14 protein-coding genes and 2 pseudogenes are annotated in these 16,877 nt (G+C 39.8%); 12 read left to right on the top strand and 4 right to left on the bottom strand.

The window, feature by feature from the left end:
• The first annotated feature begins 47 nt into the window (after positions 1-47).
• The 3 genes and pseudogenes from aspA to LS74_RS11675 form a co-directional block, all read left to right on the top strand.
• The gene (gene aspA / locus LS74_RS07110) at positions 48-1,487 is read left to right on the top strand and encodes an aspartate ammonia-lyase (protein ID WP_034586035.1); all 1,440 of its coding nucleotides are present in this window, start codon (positions 48-50) and stop codon (positions 1,485-1,487) included.
• A gap of 517 nt (positions 1,488-2,004) precedes the next feature.
• Positions 2,005-2,769 (top strand): annotated as a pseudogene (locus tag LS74_RS11670) (anaerobic C4-dicarboxylate transporter family protein); the annotation flags it as partial.
• Between the two features lie 402 nt (positions 2,770-3,171).
• A pseudogene (locus LS74_RS11675) lies at positions 3,172-3,744 on the top strand (anaerobic C4-dicarboxylate transporter family protein); the annotation flags it as partial.
• An 83-nt stretch (positions 3,745-3,827) separates the two neighbouring features.
• On the opposite strand, the gene LS74_RS07120 reads toward LS74_RS11675, so the two are convergent.
• Positions 3,828-4,013, bottom strand: a complete 186-nt coding sequence (locus tag LS74_RS07120; RefSeq protein ID WP_034586030.1) for a hypothetical protein — start codon at positions 4,011-4,013, stop codon at positions 3,828-3,830.
• A gap of 151 nt (positions 4,014-4,164) precedes the next feature.
• On the opposite strand from LS74_RS07120, the gene LS74_RS07125 reads away from it, so the two are divergent.
• Entirely contained in the window at positions 4,165-4,617 is a 453-nt protein-coding gene (locus LS74_RS07125; protein WP_034586028.1) for a DUF4156 domain-containing protein, read from the top strand.
• 131 nt (positions 4,618-4,748) lie between these two features.
• Here LS74_RS07125 and LS74_RS07130 read toward each other — a convergent pair whose 3' ends face one another.
• Entirely contained in the window at positions 4,749-5,303 is a 555-nt protein-coding gene (locus tag LS74_RS07130) for a phospholipase D-like domain-containing protein (protein WP_407920975.1), read from the bottom strand.
• Positions 5,304-5,402: 99 nt separating this feature from the next.
• On the opposite strand from LS74_RS07130, the gene LS74_RS07135 reads away from it, so the two are divergent.
• The 6 genes from LS74_RS07135 to LS74_RS07160 are packed head-to-tail and all read left to right on the top strand — an operon-like array spanning position 5,403 to position 11,035.
• Positions 5,403-7,460 (top strand): midas domain-containing protein, encoded by a 2,058-nt coding sequence (locus LS74_RS07135; protein WP_167480472.1) that lies wholly within the window; start codon positions 5,403-5,405, stop codon positions 7,458-7,460.
• Positions 7,457-8,083: a guanylate kinase gene (gmk, locus tag LS74_RS07140; RefSeq protein WP_034586019.1), complete on the top strand. Its 627-nt coding sequence runs from the start codon at positions 7,457-7,459 to the stop codon at positions 8,081-8,083. The genes LS74_RS07135 and gmk overlap by 4 nt, the downstream gene beginning before the upstream one ends.
• Before the next feature lie 46 nt (positions 8,084-8,129).
• The gene (gene tatA / locus LS74_RS07145) at positions 8,130-8,390 is read left to right on the top strand and encodes a twin-arginine translocase TatA/TatE family subunit (protein ID WP_034586017.1); all 261 of its coding nucleotides are present in this window, start codon (positions 8,130-8,132) and stop codon (positions 8,388-8,390) included.
• Positions 8,390-9,994, top strand: a complete 1,605-nt coding sequence (gene argS / locus LS74_RS07150; protein WP_138128957.1) for an arginine--tRNA ligase — start codon at positions 8,390-8,392, stop codon at positions 9,992-9,994. The genes tatA and argS overlap by 1 nt, the downstream gene beginning before the upstream one ends.
• A 2-nt stretch (positions 9,995-9,996) precedes the next feature.
• Positions 9,997-10,695 (top strand): AzlC family ABC transporter permease, encoded by a 699-nt coding sequence (locus LS74_RS07155; protein WP_034585206.1) that lies wholly within the window; start codon positions 9,997-9,999, stop codon positions 10,693-10,695.
• The gene (locus tag LS74_RS07160) at positions 10,685-11,035 is read left to right on the top strand and encodes a branched-chain amino acid transporter permease (RefSeq protein ID WP_034585208.1); all 351 of its coding nucleotides are present in this window, start codon (positions 10,685-10,687) and stop codon (positions 11,033-11,035) included. Before LS74_RS07155 ends, LS74_RS07160 begins: the two co-directional genes overlap by 11 nt.
• A 47-nt stretch (positions 11,036-11,082) precedes the next feature.
• Here the strand turns inward: LS74_RS07160 and LS74_RS07165 are convergent, their stop codons facing one another.
• Positions 11,083-11,580, bottom strand: a complete 498-nt coding sequence (locus LS74_RS07165; RefSeq protein ID WP_034585209.1) for a flavodoxin — start codon at positions 11,578-11,580, stop codon at positions 11,083-11,085.
• A gap of 145 nt (positions 11,581-11,725) precedes the next feature.
• On the opposite strand from LS74_RS07165, the gene LS74_RS07170 reads away from it, so the two are divergent.
• Together LS74_RS07170 and LS74_RS07175 are read left to right on the top strand one after the other, a co-directional pair.
• Positions 11,726-14,371 carry a TonB-dependent receptor gene (locus LS74_RS07170; RefSeq protein ID WP_034585212.1) on the top strand — a complete coding sequence of 882 codons (2,646 nt, stop codon included), beginning with the start codon at positions 11,726-11,728 and terminating at the stop codon, positions 14,369-14,371.
• Complete coding sequence (locus LS74_RS07175; RefSeq protein WP_034585214.1) at positions 14,368-15,501, top strand: cytochrome-c peroxidase; 1,134 nt, start codon at positions 14,368-14,370, stop codon at positions 15,499-15,501. Before LS74_RS07170 ends, LS74_RS07175 begins: the two co-directional genes overlap by 4 nt.
• On the opposite strand, the gene LS74_RS07180 is transcribed toward LS74_RS07175, so the two are convergent.
• Positions 15,498-16,877 (bottom strand): methyl-accepting chemotaxis protein, encoded by a 1,380-nt coding sequence (locus LS74_RS07180; RefSeq protein WP_034585217.1) that lies wholly within the window; start codon positions 16,875-16,877, stop codon positions 15,498-15,500. The two genes, LS74_RS07175 and LS74_RS07180, sit on opposite strands and share 4 nt — an antisense overlap.

Raw genomic sequence — 16,877 nt, forward strand, 5'->3', positions numbered from 1 at the left:
GAAGTTATCATAATGTAATAACACCATCTCACCCAAAGGAGTTTATTATGGGAAAACGCGTAGAACACGATTTTATAGGCGAACTAGAAATTGCTGATGATGTGTATTATGGAGTGCAAACTTTTAGAGCTTTGCAAAACTTCAACATCACAGGTGATAAGCTTAGTAGCTACCCAAGCTTTATTAAGGCTTTCGCACAGGTAAAAAAGGCAGCGGCTCTAGCAAATAATGAGCTAAAACTACTTGATGATAAGAAAAAAGAAGCGATTTGTAAGGCTTGTGATAGGCTTATCGCTGGGGAATTACGCGATCAATTTGTCGTAGATATGATTCAAGGCGGGGCTGGAACTAGCACAAATATGAATACAAATGAAGTGGTAGCAAACCTTGCTTTAGAGATTATGGGGCATAAAAAGGGCGATTATCAGCACTGCCACCCAAACGACCACGTGAATCTCTCTCAATCTACAAACGACTCTTACCCAACAGCTATCCACGTAGCCCTTTATGATGAGTTATCCGCCCTTGCTAAAGATATGGAAGTGCTTAAAAAATCCTTTGAAAATAAATCAAAAGAGTTTAAAGATGTGCTAAAAATGGGACGCACACAACTTCAAGATGCCGTGCCTATGACTTTAGGGCAAGAGTTTCATACATTTGCGGTGATGATGGGCGAAGATATTGCTAGAGTGCTTGAGGCAAGAAGCCTTGTAACTGAAATCAATATGGGCGGAACAGCGATAGGAACAGGCATAAACTCACACCCTGATTATCCTAAAATTGTCCAAAAAAAGCTTTGCGAAGTTACAGGACACCCATTTAAAACTGCAGATGACCTTATTGAGGCTACACAAGATACAGGTGCGTATGTGCAAGTGAGCGGAGTGCTCAAAAGAGTAGCAGTGAAACTCTCTAAAGTCTGCAATGACTTGCGATTACTTAGCTCTGGACCAAGAGCAGGATTAAATGAAATCAATCTCCCCAAAATGCAGCCCGGAAGCTCTATTATGCCCGGCAAAGTCAATCCTGTAATCCCTGAAGTTGTGAATCAAGTATGCTACGCAGTTATAGGCAATGATGTAACAGTGAGCTTTGCAAGCGAAGGTGGGCAGCTTCAGCTTAATGTATTTGAACCTGTGATTGCCTATGGGCTCTTTAACTCTATCTCTATGATGAGAAATGCTATGCTTACTCTTGCAAGCAAATGTATTGATGGTATCACTGCAAATGAAAAAGTATGTAGTGATTTTGTGTATAATAGCATTGGCATCGTTACGGCGCTTAATCCTTATATCGGCTATGAAAATTCTGCATCAATCGCTAAAGAATCTTTACAAACAGGCAAACCTGTCAAAGACATTGCACTAGAGAGAAAACTCCTTAGCGAAGAGCAACTCAATGAGATATTCCAACCTAAAAATATGCTTAATCCTCATATGAGTGCGGAAGATAAAGCGAAGTTTCAAAAAAATTCGCCATTTGCGTAAGTAGCTTAGGTTAGGTTTAGTGTTTATAGAATCTGGATTCTGCGTTGTCTCTTTGTCGCTTTTAGCGGATTGTTCGCTCAAGGCTCGGTCATTACCTTTAGGTAACTTCCTTCGCCTTTCGCTCCAAAACCGCTAAAATCACTCAAAGATACTTCCGCAGTATTCCTTATTTAGTATCTCTGTGCAAGTTCCAAATCCCTTGTAAGTAATTTACGCTTAAGGCACGCCCTTAAGCGTGTTAAAATTAATCGCACGCAGTGCCACCTCTTAAAGCGTCGTAGGGGTGGGGGATTTTTAAGGGGGAGGGAGCGACTTCGCGTGCAGACGAAGTCAAACCCGTTTTACCGCAAATTCAAGCCCCTCCCCCTTAAAAAAGACTTTGGTGCAGATTAACTTAAGAAGCTATGGATTATCACAACTTCCTAGCGGAAGTTTCGCAATGACAAGAACTACATTGCACCTAAGACAATGAGCAGAATCTAGATTCTAAAATTGAAATACAAAACAAAGGATTACAATGGAAATGTTAGTGCTTATACTTCAAGTTGCCGTGCTGCTTGGAGCTATTTTTATCGGTATTCGGCTTGGCGGTATGGCGATAGGCTATGCCGGTGGATTTGGTGTCGTTGTGCTTTGTCTCTTTTTGGGTATGAAGCCCGGGGCTATTCCTTGGGATGTTATCCTTATCATTATGTCAGTTATTGCGGCGATTGCGGCAATGCAGCTTGCTGGTGGGCTAGACTATATGGTGCAGGTGGCTGAAAAGATTCTAAGAAAGAATCCAAAATATATTAACTACCTTGCCCCCACCGTTACCTACTTTTTGACATTTTTAGCAGGGACTGGACATACTGCGTTTTCTATGATACCTGTGATTGTGGAAGTGGCAAAAGAGCAAAATATTAAGCCCTCCGCCCCCCTTTCAATCGCTGTTGTCTCTAGTCAAATCGCCATTACCGCAAGTCCTGTAAGTGCGGCGGTAGTGTATATGACCGGTGTGCTAGAGCCGCTTGGCTGGAGCTATCCTACCTTGCTTTTAGTGTGGCTTATCACAACTTTTAGTGCGTGTATGCTGACTGCCTTTGTGGTGAGTAAGTTTTTCCCGCTTGATTTGAGTAAAGACCCTGTGTATCAAGAGCGACTAAAGGCTGGGCTTGTGAAATCAACAAATGGTGCAGCACACATTGAGCTAAAAAAGGGAGCAAAGCTAAGTGTTGGGATCTTCCTTGCGGGTGTGCTTTGCGTGGTGATTTATGCGACTTCAATATCTGATGTCGTGCGTAAGCCTATGCTAGATTCTGTTAGCAAAAATATCCCGGTTTATGTGGATAATGAGCTAGATTCTATAAAGAAAGAAGCAACTTCACTTTTAGCATTCAAAGATAGCGAACAAGCAAAGCTAGAAAAGCAAAATCTTATCGCACCGCTAGAATCTTTGAAGAAAGCTTATGTAGATTCTATCCCCGCCATTAAGGCAAATCCAAATGAAGTGCAGAATCTTCAAAATGCCTTTGCCACTGCAAAAAGCGAGATAGATTCTATTGCTAAAAATGAGCAGAATGAAAAAGCCATTGCATTAATAGAATCTAAGCTAGATTCATTAAGTAATGAGCTAGATTCTATCCTACCCGACTTCGCACAAAAAGATGGAATGCTAGCAAACTTATCAGCAATGGTGAAAAGCTATATTGACCCTGTGCGATTGCCACGCGATGGGGCGATTATGAGCTTTATGCTGATGATTGCGACTTTGATTGTGATTTTCTGCAAGGTAGAAACGGGCAAACTGCTTGATGCAAGCACATTTAAGGCGGGAATGACAGCTTGTGTGTGCGTTTTAGGTGTGGCTTGGCTTGGCAATACTTTTGTTGATGGCTACAAAGCAGAAATCGGCGATTTAGCTGGCAAACTTGTGGGCGATTATCCCGCACTTTTGGCAGTAGCCCTTTTCTTTGCGAGTATGTTGCTTTACTCACAAGCGGCTACGGCTAAGGCGATTATGCCGGTTGTGATTGCTGCACTCGGTATCACCGCTACAAATGCGGATTCTGCGTATATTTTGGTAGCAAGTTTTGCGGCTGTATCAGCGTTATTTGTGCTTCCTACTTATCCTACGCTACTTGGTGCGGTGCAAATGGACGACACCGGCTCTACACGCATTGGCAAGTTTGTTTTCAATCATAGCTTCATACTTCCGGGTATTATAGCTATCGTGTTTGCCGTAGCCCTTGGCTTTGCCATCGCTCCGCTATTCTAAAAGCCACAACATAGAATCTTTTTAGATTCTATGTTGCGTTTTTTATCCTTTTACTTAGTCTTACGCCAAAACTATTATTTTGCCTACCTTTCTTTTGGCTCTAAATTTTGTAGCTCCCTGATATGCTTATGCAAATCTTCAACAATCTCATCATATTTAAAACTTAGCAACACACGCTTATAAAGCTCTGGCTTATGCTTTCGCCAATTTCTCAAAGTCTTTGGTGTAACATCAATAATACGCGCCATATCCTGCTGTGTGTATTTCATTATGTCCCTTAGATTCTTTTGGGTTAGAATCTACACAAAAAGTTTTTTAAATCAAATTAGGTAAATATTTTCTAAATAAATATTATTTTAAGTATTTTTTACCTAGAATCTCGCACTCGCCAAGAGAAAATACAAAAACAGGGAGAAAAAAATGAATACAAAAATTGTATCTCATACGCATAAAGTCGTTATAGGAGCAACCTTAGCTTTGTTTATGGCAGGTTGTTTTGGACCAACCGTGCCTTATGTGCCAAAAGAGCTTGAAAAACAAGCAAGAAGTGTAACTGTCGCCAAAAGCACACCTTATAACTGCAGACTTTTAGGCGAAGTGGAAGGACAAGATGATGCTGAGGGTAAAATTGGACCTTCTTATGAGAAAATAAGAGAAGGGGCATTGAATGACCTACGAAACACAGCTGCTGATGTAGCACACGGCAAAAGAGCATTAGTTGCACCTACACACGAAAAATTAATGTGTAGTTCCGTTGGTTTCTTTGGTGGTAGAAGCACACCTTTTGAATGCAAACCCAATGCACTAGGCAAAAAAGTAGTTGCTCAAAGTTATAGAATCCACGCTCAAGTTTTTGATTGCGGGGAAAAATAAACTTACTTTTTACACTGAAAGCTTTCAAACAAAGGGGATTGTATTGCAAAATCCCCTTTTTTAGAATCCCACACAAACGCACAAGCAACCTAGCCACAATATAAAATACTCAATGTCTCACACTCCGCACCCTAGAATCCCAAGCAATTTTGCTTCATTTTTTCAAATGCGTTATTTGCCTTTTGGACAAGATTAGGCTCAAAACTAAAAAGCAGGGTTTCAAAGTTATTTTCAAAAGCGTTTCTGCTCCAATTTGCCGAGCCAAGCACTAAAATCTCATCATCAATAATCGCCATTTTTTGGTGCATTATCCCATAATACTTGCCATTTCTAGCCTTCACCCCGCTTAGCAGACACACGGAAATATTATTATATTTTGCTAGATAGCCAATGACTGAACTTTTATTCTCCATATTACTTTCTTTATCAAAGATAATCTCCACGCTCACGCCCCTTTTTGCCACATCTCTTAGAATCTTAGCAATATCATTATTTGTAAAGCTATAAATGCTGATTTTTATCTCACGCTTTGCATTTCTTAACGCCTCCTGCAACGCACCCAAAGCTTGTTTTTGCTCATAGGGCAGTATATAAAGCGTATCATTTGGAGCAGAAAACGCAAATGAAGCAAGTAAAAAAGTGTGAATTATCCCCACAAACACATAATTCTTACATTTTCTCAATATTTTTGCCATTTTTACCTGCATTTTATTCCTTTGTGCTGTGGATTTAGTTATAATCATAGGTTATTATTACACAAAAAGCAATAAAAGCGGGGAATGTATATGAAATTTCTACTCATCAATACCAATCAAATCGTTCAAAAACTCGTTGAAATCACAGCCAAAAAAGCTGGGGCAGATCTCACCACAATCACAGAATCTAGCCAACTTACTAACCTAGAGCAGTATGATTATATCCTTGTTGATGATGATTGCTTTGGGCTAGATTCACAAGCCTATACAGAAGCACTCAAAGACAAACGCAAATGCCTTATTTACAACAAGCAAGGCAAAAGGATTGAAGGGTTTGATGACTATGTGCAAAAGCCCTTTTTGCCAACAAGCATTTTGGATATTTTCACCGCACAGCTTAGCAAACAAGCCCCCGCACAAAACCCTGAAAAAACGCCTTTGGATTCGGTAGATTCAGCACTTGGAGCAGAGCTTGATGCGGCATTAAATGGGGAAAGTTTAGACAACGCAGGAAATGCTCCTATTGAGCTTGATAACCTAAATGAAGGGCTAGAAGAGATTGATAACTTGCTTGATGATAACCTTGAAAGTTCTAGCAGTGGGGATTCTAATGTAGATTCTAGCAATGTAATAAAGCAAGAATCTATCCAAGCAGAAAGTGATGATAGCGGGGATTCTCAAGCAGAAAATACTGAAAGTGAAGAAATGGCAAAAGAAGTAGCACTTGAAGAGCCAACACTTGATATAGAACAAGCGACCGATGAGCTAAACCCTGAAGCGACTTTAGATGAGGGGCTAGATATTAATCTTGATTTGAGCGGACTTGATGAGCTTGATGGTTTTAGTGATGATGAAAATACTGAATCTATGACAGATTCAGTAGAGACGGAAGAAAAAGCAGAGGCAGTAAGTGAAGCGGGGGATATGGCGGATTTGGATAATTTGGATAGTTTGGGAGATTTGGGGGATCTAAGCGATTTAGATGACTTGACACAAGATGAAAGCTTGACTGAAAGCACTGCAGATTCTACAACTGAAGAGAATTCTACCGACACACAAGATGAAACAGAATCTTTAAGCTTAGATGATGAGCTAGATTTGGCAGATGAGACAAAAGAAGATTCTAAAGATTCAGAACAAGAAAGTATAGAGACAGAATCTCAAGGCTTAGATGATTTGGGGGATTTGGACGATGAGATGGCACATTTAGATTCTGCACAAGAAATTGCAGAAACACAAAGTGCCGAATCTACACAAGATGAGCTGGGTGGTTTAGATGATTTGGAAACTCTCAATGATGACGCAGGGGAAAATGACAATCTAGGGGAAACAAAACAAACACAAAACGCTGATGATTTGGGCGAGTTAGATAACTTAGATGATTTGGATAGTTTGGGAGATTTGGCAGGGCTTGAAAATGAGCTAGGACAAACAGAGTTAGACGACATAGAATCTCAAAACGAAATGGAACACAATATAGAATCTACAGATTCTGCTGATGAAAACTTAGGTGGAGAATCTTTGAATGAAGAGAATGAAGAAAACTTGGAAGCAGAAAATACAGAATCTTTAAGCGATTTAGGCGATGAAGCACTTAGCCTTGATGGGCTAGATGAGCTAGATTCCCTTGATACAAATGATGAAACACAACAGGACACCACACAAGAGGCTACAGATTCACATATACCGCTTGATGATGAGTTTTCAAGTGAAGGTTTACTAGAAAATGACTTGCTTGATAATGTGGAAAAAGTGAGCTTAGATGAGCCTGTGCTTGACAAGGAGCAAGTAAATGAAGTCAGCAAAGCCCTTCAAGCTATTGATGAAGAGAGTGCTGATTTTACTTCGCTTAAAGAGCCACAAATCGCAGAAGCACTCGGCGAGAAACTCCCTGAAGAGTTGTTATCCCTTGATGAAAGCCTTGAAAATATGTCCCTAGATTCACAAGATATGACAGAATCTGCTTTGGCACAAAATAGCCACGAGCAAAGCACCCAGCAGGATACACAGTCCCAAGAGATTGTCAAAAATATGATAGCAAACTCCGTGCAAAGTAGCATTTCAAGCTTGAGTTCCAACAATCTCAAATCAATGCTTGATGGGCTTGAAGTAACCATAAACATTAGCTTTAAGGATAAGAGCAAATGAGCAGAGAAGCTCTAGAGCAAAAAGGAGCGGTGCTTATCATATCTGGACCAAGCGGTTGTGGTAAAAGCACACTTACAAAGGCAATTATGGATTCTATCCCTGATGTGTATTTTTCAATCTCCACCACCACGCGTCCTATCCGCGATGGTGAGATTGATGGGGTGCATTATCATTTTGTTGATAAAGATAAATTTTTAGCTGATATAAAAAACAATGTCTTTTTGGAATGGGCGGAGGTGCATACAAACTTTTATGGCACTTCATTAGAGCCTGTTAAAACCGCCTTAGCACAAGATAAAATCGTGCTTTTTGATGTAGATGTGCAAGGACATCACAGCATTAAGGAATATTTTGGCGATTTTGCAAAATCTGTGTTTATTACCACAAAAAATAAAGAGATTCTAAAACAAAGGCTTGTGGCTAGGCAAACTGATGACTTGCAAACCATTGAGTTTCGCTTGATACAAGCACATAATGAAATGCAGCATATTGATGATTTTGACTATCTTATTATTAATGATGATATACATACCGCCAAAGAGGCTATGCTTGCCATTGCGCGTTCGCTTAAATATCAGCAGATTGAGCGTTTTTCACATATTATCCAAAAGTGGCAAGACTAATGGCAAGATTCGGTATAATATCTCAATTTAACACAAAGGAGTTCCTATGACACCACCTGGTATGTGGCAGATTGTTTTAATTTTAGTTATTGTGTTGTTACTTTTTGGTGGCAAGAAGATTCCAGAGCTTGCTAAAGGCTTAGGCAGTGGGATAAAAAACTTTAAAAAAGCAGTCAAAGAAGATGATGAAAGCACAACAAGCAAAGAAGAAATCTCGCAAGTAGGGGAAGCTTCACAAATCAAGCAAACCCAAGCTACTGAATCTACCACACAAAATAAAGCAGATTCTCAAAAGCAAGAAGTCTAATGTATCGGCACATTAAAGCTATTTTAGCTCAAGCTTGTGGGCTTGAGAATGAAAGCGAGATTGTTTTAGAAAAGCCTAAAAATAAGGATTTGGGGCATTTAGCCACACCTCTTGCTTTTAGTCTTGCGAAAATAAAAAGGCAAAATCCCAAGCTTTTAGCTGAAGAGCTTTCAGTATCCCTAGCCCAAAATCCTGCCTTCAGCAAGGTAGAAGCACTCAATGGCTTTATTAATTTAACCCTTTCTACCGATTTTCTTTTTGATGTAAGCAAAGCAGAATCTACCGCACCACAAAGTAAGCAAAACAAAGAAAGCATTTTGCTTGAGTTTGTCAGTGCTAACCCAACGGGACCTTTGCATATAGGACACGCACGGGGAGCTGTGTATGGTGATGTATTATCGCGTGTGGGTAGGCATTTGGGCTATGAGATTACCACGGAGTATTATATCAATGACGCGGGTTCGCAGATTCAAATGCTAGGACTATCTCTACTTCTTGCAGGGCAGGAGCATATTTTAAAGCGTGAAGTGGAATATCCAGAGAGCTATTATCGCGGAGAATATATCATAGATTTAGCAAAAGAATGTCAAAAGCACTTTGGGAAAAGCATTTTTGAGAGTGAAGATTCTATCCCCGCACTTGCAGATTTTGGCAAAAATGCAATGCTCCAAGAGATTAAGGATAATCTTTCACAAGTTGGCATTAGCTTTGATAATTTTGTGAGTGAAAAGGCTTTGTATGAACGCTGGGATAGCACACTGCAAACTTTAAAGCAAAATAATGGAATCTACACGCAAGATTCTAAAGTGTGGATTGCCTCTTCAAAGCTTAATGATGAAAAAGACCGCGTGATTGTGCGTGAGAGCGGTGAGCCAACTTATTTAGCAGGGGATATTATCTATCATCAGGATAAGTTTCAGCGTGGCTTTGAACGCTATATTAATATTTGGGGAGCTGATCATCACGGCTATATCCAAAGAGTAAAGGCGGCGATACACTTTCTAGGCTATGATGAGAATAAGCTTGAGGTGCTACTCTCTCAAATGGTAAGTCTCCTTAAAGGTGGGCAGCCCTATAAGATGAGTAAAAGGGCGGGAAATTTTATCCTTATGAAAGATGTGGCTAGTGAGATCGGCAGTGATGCCTTGCGATTTATCTTTCTCTCTAAAAAGCCTGATACGCACCTTGAATTTGATGTAGATGAGCTAAAAAAACAAGATTCAAGCAATCCTATCTACTATATCAACTACGCTAATGCAAGAATCCATACGCTTTTTGAAAAAGCAGGTGTGAATATGCAGGATTTGGAAAAAAATATCCAAAGCTTGAGTTTTGATTCTAACTCTAAAGATTCTGCTACACATTTGCTTTTTGAATCTTTGTGTCTTTCACATATCTTAGAATCAAGCTTCCGCGATAGAGAAATGCAAAAAATATGCGAGTATCTTAAAAATCTCGCCGCAAGTCTGCATAGCTTCTACAACACACATAAAATCCTGCAAACTCCAAATCAAAATGATATTTTATATGTGTTAAAAGTTATTAGCCAAACACTCACACGCGGATTAGCCCTACTTGGCATTACAGCAAAAACAAGAATGTAGCAATGCCTAAAAATGCCTTAAATGTATTGTGGGCGTTAAAAGACGCTTTTCCACATACTATTCCTATTTTGCTTGGCTATGTGTTTATGGGTATGGTGTTTGGAATCTTGCTTCAAAAGGCGGGATATGGGGCGTTATGGGCGTTTGTTATGGCGATAGTTATTTATGGTGGGACGACACAATTTATCGCTGTTGGACTTATGGCAAGTGGAGCTGGGCTGTGGGAATCCTTCGTGCTTGTTTCAATGATTAATGCAAGGCAGATTTTTTACTCTATCAGTATGCTGGAGCGTTTTAAGCAAATGGGCAAAAAGTCTTACTATATGATTTACTCACTCACTGATGAAACCCTAGCCCTGCTTAATCTCAAAAGCCCAAAGCCACATATTGATAAGCATTGGTTTGATTTTTTTATCGCGTTATTAAATCATAGCTATTGGATTATAGGCTGCACACTTGGGGCGATTGTGGGGAGTTTTGCAGACTTTGAGCCAAAGGGGCTTGATTTTGTAATGAGTGCGATTTTTGTGGCGATTTTTATAGAACAATGGCGGAATAAAACAATGAGAACACCCGCGCTTATTGGAATTTTTGTTAGCCTTGTATGTTTGTATATTTTTAAAGCTGAGCATTTTTTACTCCCAGCCCTTGTTGGAATCTGTATCGTTCTTACACTACGGAGAAAGTCTCTTGAATCCTGAAATCTACCACTCTATGCTGCTTGTTGCACTCATTGCTATCAATACTTTTTTGAGTAGATTTTTACCCTTTATCATTTTTGCTAAATCCACACCTGCTTATATCGTCTTTTTGGGTAAAGTGCTGCCTAGTGCGATTATTGCAATGCTTATTGTGTATTGTTTGAAAGATACAAATTTTTCACAAACGCCTTATGGGCTGAATGAAATTATCGCTGTGTTTATCGTAAGTAGCACACATATTTTATTTAAGATTCCTGTTGTGAGTATTGTGTGCGGGACGATTAGCTATATGGCATTGGTGCAGAGTGAGATTCTTAGCTCCATAATAAACACGATGTAAAAAATTAAGATTCTAACGCCAAAGCAACCTTGGCGTTTTTAAGAGATTTAAGCAAAAGCGTTTTTTAGGCTATCAACCCACGCTGCAATTCTTTGCTCTGTGTTTTCTTCTTGATTGACTTCATCAATGACTAAGCCCACAAACTTACCATCAACTACCGCTTCACTATCATCAAAGGTATAACCATCTGTGCTTATTTGCCCTACGATTTTGCCTTGTTTTGAAACTTTTTTATAAATATGGGCTATCCCGTTGCAAAAAGTATCGCTATAAATATCCTGATCGCCTAGACCCAAAAGAGCAATTGTCTTGCCACTAAAGGCACTTTCATCAAGGTTAGGTAGGAAGCTATCCCAATCATCTTGTAAATCGCCAGAGCCATAAGTTGGCGTAGCAAGGATAAGATTTTCAAACCCAGCTAGATCTTCAGCCTTACTTGAAGCCACATCAAACATTTGGCAATCCCCAAGTTTATCTGCAACTCTCTGTGCGACTTCCTGTGTCGCCCCGCCATCACTTCCATAAAATAAACCGACTTTTTTCATAAATGCTCCTTATGATATGAAATAAAAATCCCTAGCTTATAGCACAAAAGATAACAAAAAGTAAAATATCAAAATAAGAATTATTTTTATAATAGTTTTAGAATCCTTATCCTATAATCCGCATTTTAATTTTGGAGCATCAATAATGAAAATAAATATTATTTATATAAAAGGATTTTTCTTCCCCTGTGCGATATGCTTTGTGAGTAATCTTAGCCTATACGCTACGCAAGATTCTAGCTCCACAGAGCAAAGCTCCCAGCACAGAAGTGTCAAATTTTCCACCTCTATCATCACTGCTACACCCACTACGACAACCTACAAAAGCGGTTCAAAACTCAATAAAACTATGCTAGATTCTACGCCAAGTGGTAATGGCGATATAACTTCAATATTAAAAATAATTCCTAATGTTCAGTTTGATAATGCTCAGCTCAAGTCCTCCACACCCGGCGAGATTGACCCAGCAAATATAAGCATTAGCGGTGGGCTTTTCTACCAAAATAACTTTCAGCTTGATGGCTTTAATATGAATAATGATTTAGATCCAAATGGCGGGGCTACAAATGGACCAAATGCGTTAAGAAGTGGGAGAAGTCAAGGTTTAGCGGTGGATACAAGCCTTCTAGAATCTATCCAAGTGCAAGATTCTAATATCTCGGCTGCTTATGGGGGATTTACCGGGGGAGTGGTGGAGGCAAATGTGCGAAAGCCACGAGCTGATAAGGGCGGTTTGTTTGGGTGGCACGGAGGAGTGAGCTATCAATTTACGAGTAGCGATTTGACACAATACTTTATAGATGAAAGCCAAGAGACAAACTTCATCACAAGCTCAAATGAAAACTATCAGCCAAATTTCACAAAGCATTTAATCCGTGCCAATCTTGAGGGCTATGCTACGCAGAATCTAGGCATTATCACAAGCTTTTCTACCACGCGGAGCTTTATCCCCCTTAAAGGTTATTCACTTGACATCGGCACAGAGGCAAATGCCACGAGAGAGCAACATCGCTACATTGATAACTACTATATTAAAACACATTATAATCCAAGCGAAAAGCTAACGCTTGAAGCAAGTCTCGCCTATATGCCTCAAGATAATACCTACTACAATAACGTAGCAAAACATAGCTTTTATAGTATGAAAAGTGGGGGGATTCAAAGTGGGCTTAAAGCCCTCTATGATAGTAACATAGGGCTATGGAGCAATACTTTGAGCTACTCTTTTATGCAGAACTCAAGGGAGAGTGAGAAAAACTACTTTATGTCGTGGTATTATTCACAAGGCGATAAGGACTGGGCAGGGACAAATAGCAGAAGTCCAAGGGCAAGTGAGGGCGGATATGGCGATATGGAGCAGATTCAAAATACACTCAATTATAAGTCAAATATGAACTTTGAATCTTTGGATTTATGGAAAAGCGAGCATACGCTCAACATAGGCTTTGAGGCAAACTACACTCACGCTTATCGCAATCGTAAAAATCCCTACTATTCTTTTGGAAATCCTACTGAACTTAAAAACAAACCTTGTGGCACGGATAGTATGTTTGACTTTGCTACCTGCTCTAATACACAAACGCAAGGCGATGGTAAAACTCCAAACGCACCTTGGCAAGGACAATATTTTAATCAAGTTACAGAATCTAAGAGCGGTGAAATAGCCCTTGATAACCTTGCGTATGGAATCTATGCTGAAGATTCTATTTTGCTTGACTTGGAGCAAATAGGCAAGATTCAAACACGGCTAGGATTGCGACTAGATGGCGATACCTATATGCAAAAGCACACCTTAGCTCCACGATTTAGTCTTAACTACACTGCCCCTTGGGAAGAGTATAAAAGTGAGCTTATCTTTGGAGCAAATCGCTACTATGGACGGAATCTCTTAAGCTACCGCCTCTATGAGCTTGTAGCAAATAACACACAGAGTTACAGCAGAAATGATTCTCATTCCAGCTGGACTCCAACCACAACAACAGATGGCAAATCAAGCTATGACTTTCAAAGGCTCAATGTCCCTTATAGCGATGAACTTATGGGAGGCATAATGCAGAATCTTGGGCTTTTTAATCTCAGTGCTAAATACATCTATCGCCACGGACAAGATGAAGTAATGCAGAAAAGTATTAAGCAAAATAAAAGCTCCATAACCACTTGGACTAATGATGGGGAGAGCCAAAGCCATATCATTACCCTTAGCCTACAAAACACCAAGCCCTTAGAGATATATGGCGTGAAAAATCACATACTTTTTGCTTTTGATTATACAAAGGTAGCACGAAGCTACAATCTCTATTCTCCTGATGATGCTTATCTTAATAATGATGATATTATCTATGATGGTGTCCAAATCAAATATAAAGATCGTCCAGCAGAGAACTTCGCAAGACCCTTTACCTTGCGACTTTCTACAACACACACTTTTAAACTATGGAGGACAAGATGGCTTTTTAATAATTTCTTCCGCTATCGTGGCGGATATGATGCGATGGTGCTTTTAAATAAGGGAGCTGCAGGACATAATCCAAACTCAACTTTAAAGCAATATGGCAAAATGCACTTTGATGGAGCTTTTAGCTGGGATATGCGGCTAGGCTTTGAGATGAATGTATGGAGGGGTAATATTGTATTTGTGAATTTTGATATTTATAATATGCTAAATACTCGCAACAAAGCTGCCCTTAGCGGAACAAATGGTGCTATGATACCCGGTATCCCTTCAAGTGCATCTGTGGCGGTGTATGAGATAGGACGACAATTTTGGATTCAAGGGGGATATAAATTTTGAAAAACTTTTTACATAATAGCAGACACAAGACAATCGCAATCGCAATCGTTTGTGTGCTTGGCATAAGCTCAGCCTATGCTATGCCAAAAAACATACAAGCTTTGCGAAAAATGTATCTCTCTCCCAAATCTCAATGGCAAACGCCACAAGTAGATTCCAGCGTGTTATGGGAAGAGCTATCTGCCCTGCCAGATACACCGCCCTATCCAGAATCTAATCCCTATTCCTTAGCTAAAGCAAAGCTTGGGGAAAAGCTCTTTTTTGACCCTATCCTCTCTCAAAGCAAACAAATTGCCTGTGCCACTTGCCACGATAAAGAGCTAGGGTTTGCTGATGGGCGGAGTGTAAGTTATGGACATAACCGCCAGCTAGGCAAACGCAACGCACCAAGCATTGTGATGTCGGCATTTGGAAAGGAAAAGTTTTGGGACGGGAGGGCAAAAGACTTAGAATCTCAAGCCCTTTTTCCCATAGCTGACCCAAAGGAGATGGCGTATTCCCCACAAAAAGCAGTCAAAAGATTGGCTAAAGATGCTGGTTATAAAGCGATGTTTAAAGAGGCTTTTGGAAGTGATGAGATTACCACGGAGCGTTTAGCCCAAGCTATCGCCACTTATGAGCGAACGCTTATGCCAAAAAATAGCCGCTTTGATAAATTTATGAAAGGGCAATCTCAAGCCCTAAGCGATAAGGAGGTGTGGGGGTTACATCTCTTCCGCACCAAAGGTCGTTGTATGAACTGCCACTATGGAGCGAGTTTTAGTGATGATGGCTTTCATAATCTTGGACTTACTTATTATGGAAGAAAATATGAAGATTTGGGCTATTACCACACTACGGGCAACACAGAGGATATAGGCAAGTTTAAAACGCCAAGCCTTAGAAATGTAGTAAAAACAGCACCCTATATGCACAATGGGCTTTTTCCACATCTGCGTGGAGTGCTGAATGCCTACAATGGAGGAATGTTCCACCCAAAGCCAACACAAAATACAAAAGCAAATACAGGGGAAACAAAAGATAAAGTAAGGGAAAATCTCCCCTACCCCAAGACAGATTCACTTCTCAAGCCACTAGGCTTAAGTAGCGATGAGATTGAAGCACTTGAAGCATTTCTAAAAACGCTCTAGTTTTTGCTTAAGCTTTCAAGCAATGCCTCTGAAGCCTGCTCCAAACTGCTCACACTTTGAATAATCTCCGTAGAATTGCCCTGCGTAATTTCTTCACCAATAAATGAAGTTGCCTTGGCAGAATCTGTAGAAAGTCTTTGGGCTATCTCATCTGCCCTGCTTTGTGGTAAAAGTGTATGAATCACACTTTGTGTATCTTCATTATCAAGCAAACGAGAGATAGGATTAAGCGAGGCAAGATTCTCATTCTTTTCTTGCGTATTAAGACAGAGATAAAGATTTGATTTAAACAAAATATGATCAAGCTTTGTTACAGATAACACCAATTGCTTATAGAGCTGGGCAAATATCTCATCTAAAGACGCACTATTAGCCTCCATTTTGTCAAACACCTCATTAAATGTATGGAGCTTAGATTCAGACACAGAAGCAATTTTACTTACCTCATCACCACCCTCTTCAATACTCCCTACTTCTTGTTGCATACTTTGGATAGAGATGGAAATCTCATTTGTAGCTTTTTGCGTATTTTCAGCAAGTTTTCTTACCTCATCAGCAACAACCGCAAAGCCTCTTCCGTGTTCTCCAGCACGAGCAGCTTCAATAGCAGCATTCAATGCTAAAAGATTAGTTTGATTAGCTATATCATCAATAAGTGCGACAATATTACCAATATCGCGTGATTTTTCAGCAAGACTTTGGATAGATTGATTATTTCTCTCAATCAATGAAAGCAACTCGCTAATAGATTCTGTCAAATTACTCACATCTTCGCGACTTTCAATTGACGCATCGCGGATATCGCGGATATTTAAATCCACCTTCTTCATATAAACAATATCGTCATTCAGTGTATTTGCTATGCTATCAAGATTTGCATTTTGACTTTTTAGACTAAGATTCATCAAATTTTTAGACAATGCGTTGCGAATAGAATCTTTAGCATTTTCTTCAATCGCACTTAGAGCCTTATTAATCCCCGCGATATTTTGTGCTAATGTGCCATTAAGACCACCAGCAAAGCCTTTGCGATAATATCGCCCTTCTTGCGAACTTTCAATAGAGCTTTTCACTTCACGCAAAAAAGCTTCCAGATGATCAGCAAAATCATTTAAATGCTCACAAATCTCTACAACAGCACCGCTTCCTTTAATATGTGTAATGCGTGAATCAAACTTACCTAAAGCATACTCTTTTGTCGTATGAGCCAAAGTTTTGAAAAGTCGCTCATCGTGCCTTGCCATATAGAATCTCACACACACAATTCCAGCAAGGAGTGCAAAAATAAGACTTGCTAAACTAAATCCATTACAATAACCATCAACACCAATGCCCACCAAAAGAAGCAATAAGGAAACAATATCAATCTTACTCAT

Origin of the sequence: Helicobacter magdeburgensis, from assembly GCF_000765825.2 — a bacterium.
Classification (GTDB): domain Bacteria; phylum Campylobacterota; class Campylobacteria; order Campylobacterales; family Helicobacteraceae; genus Helicobacter_C; species Helicobacter_C magdeburgensis.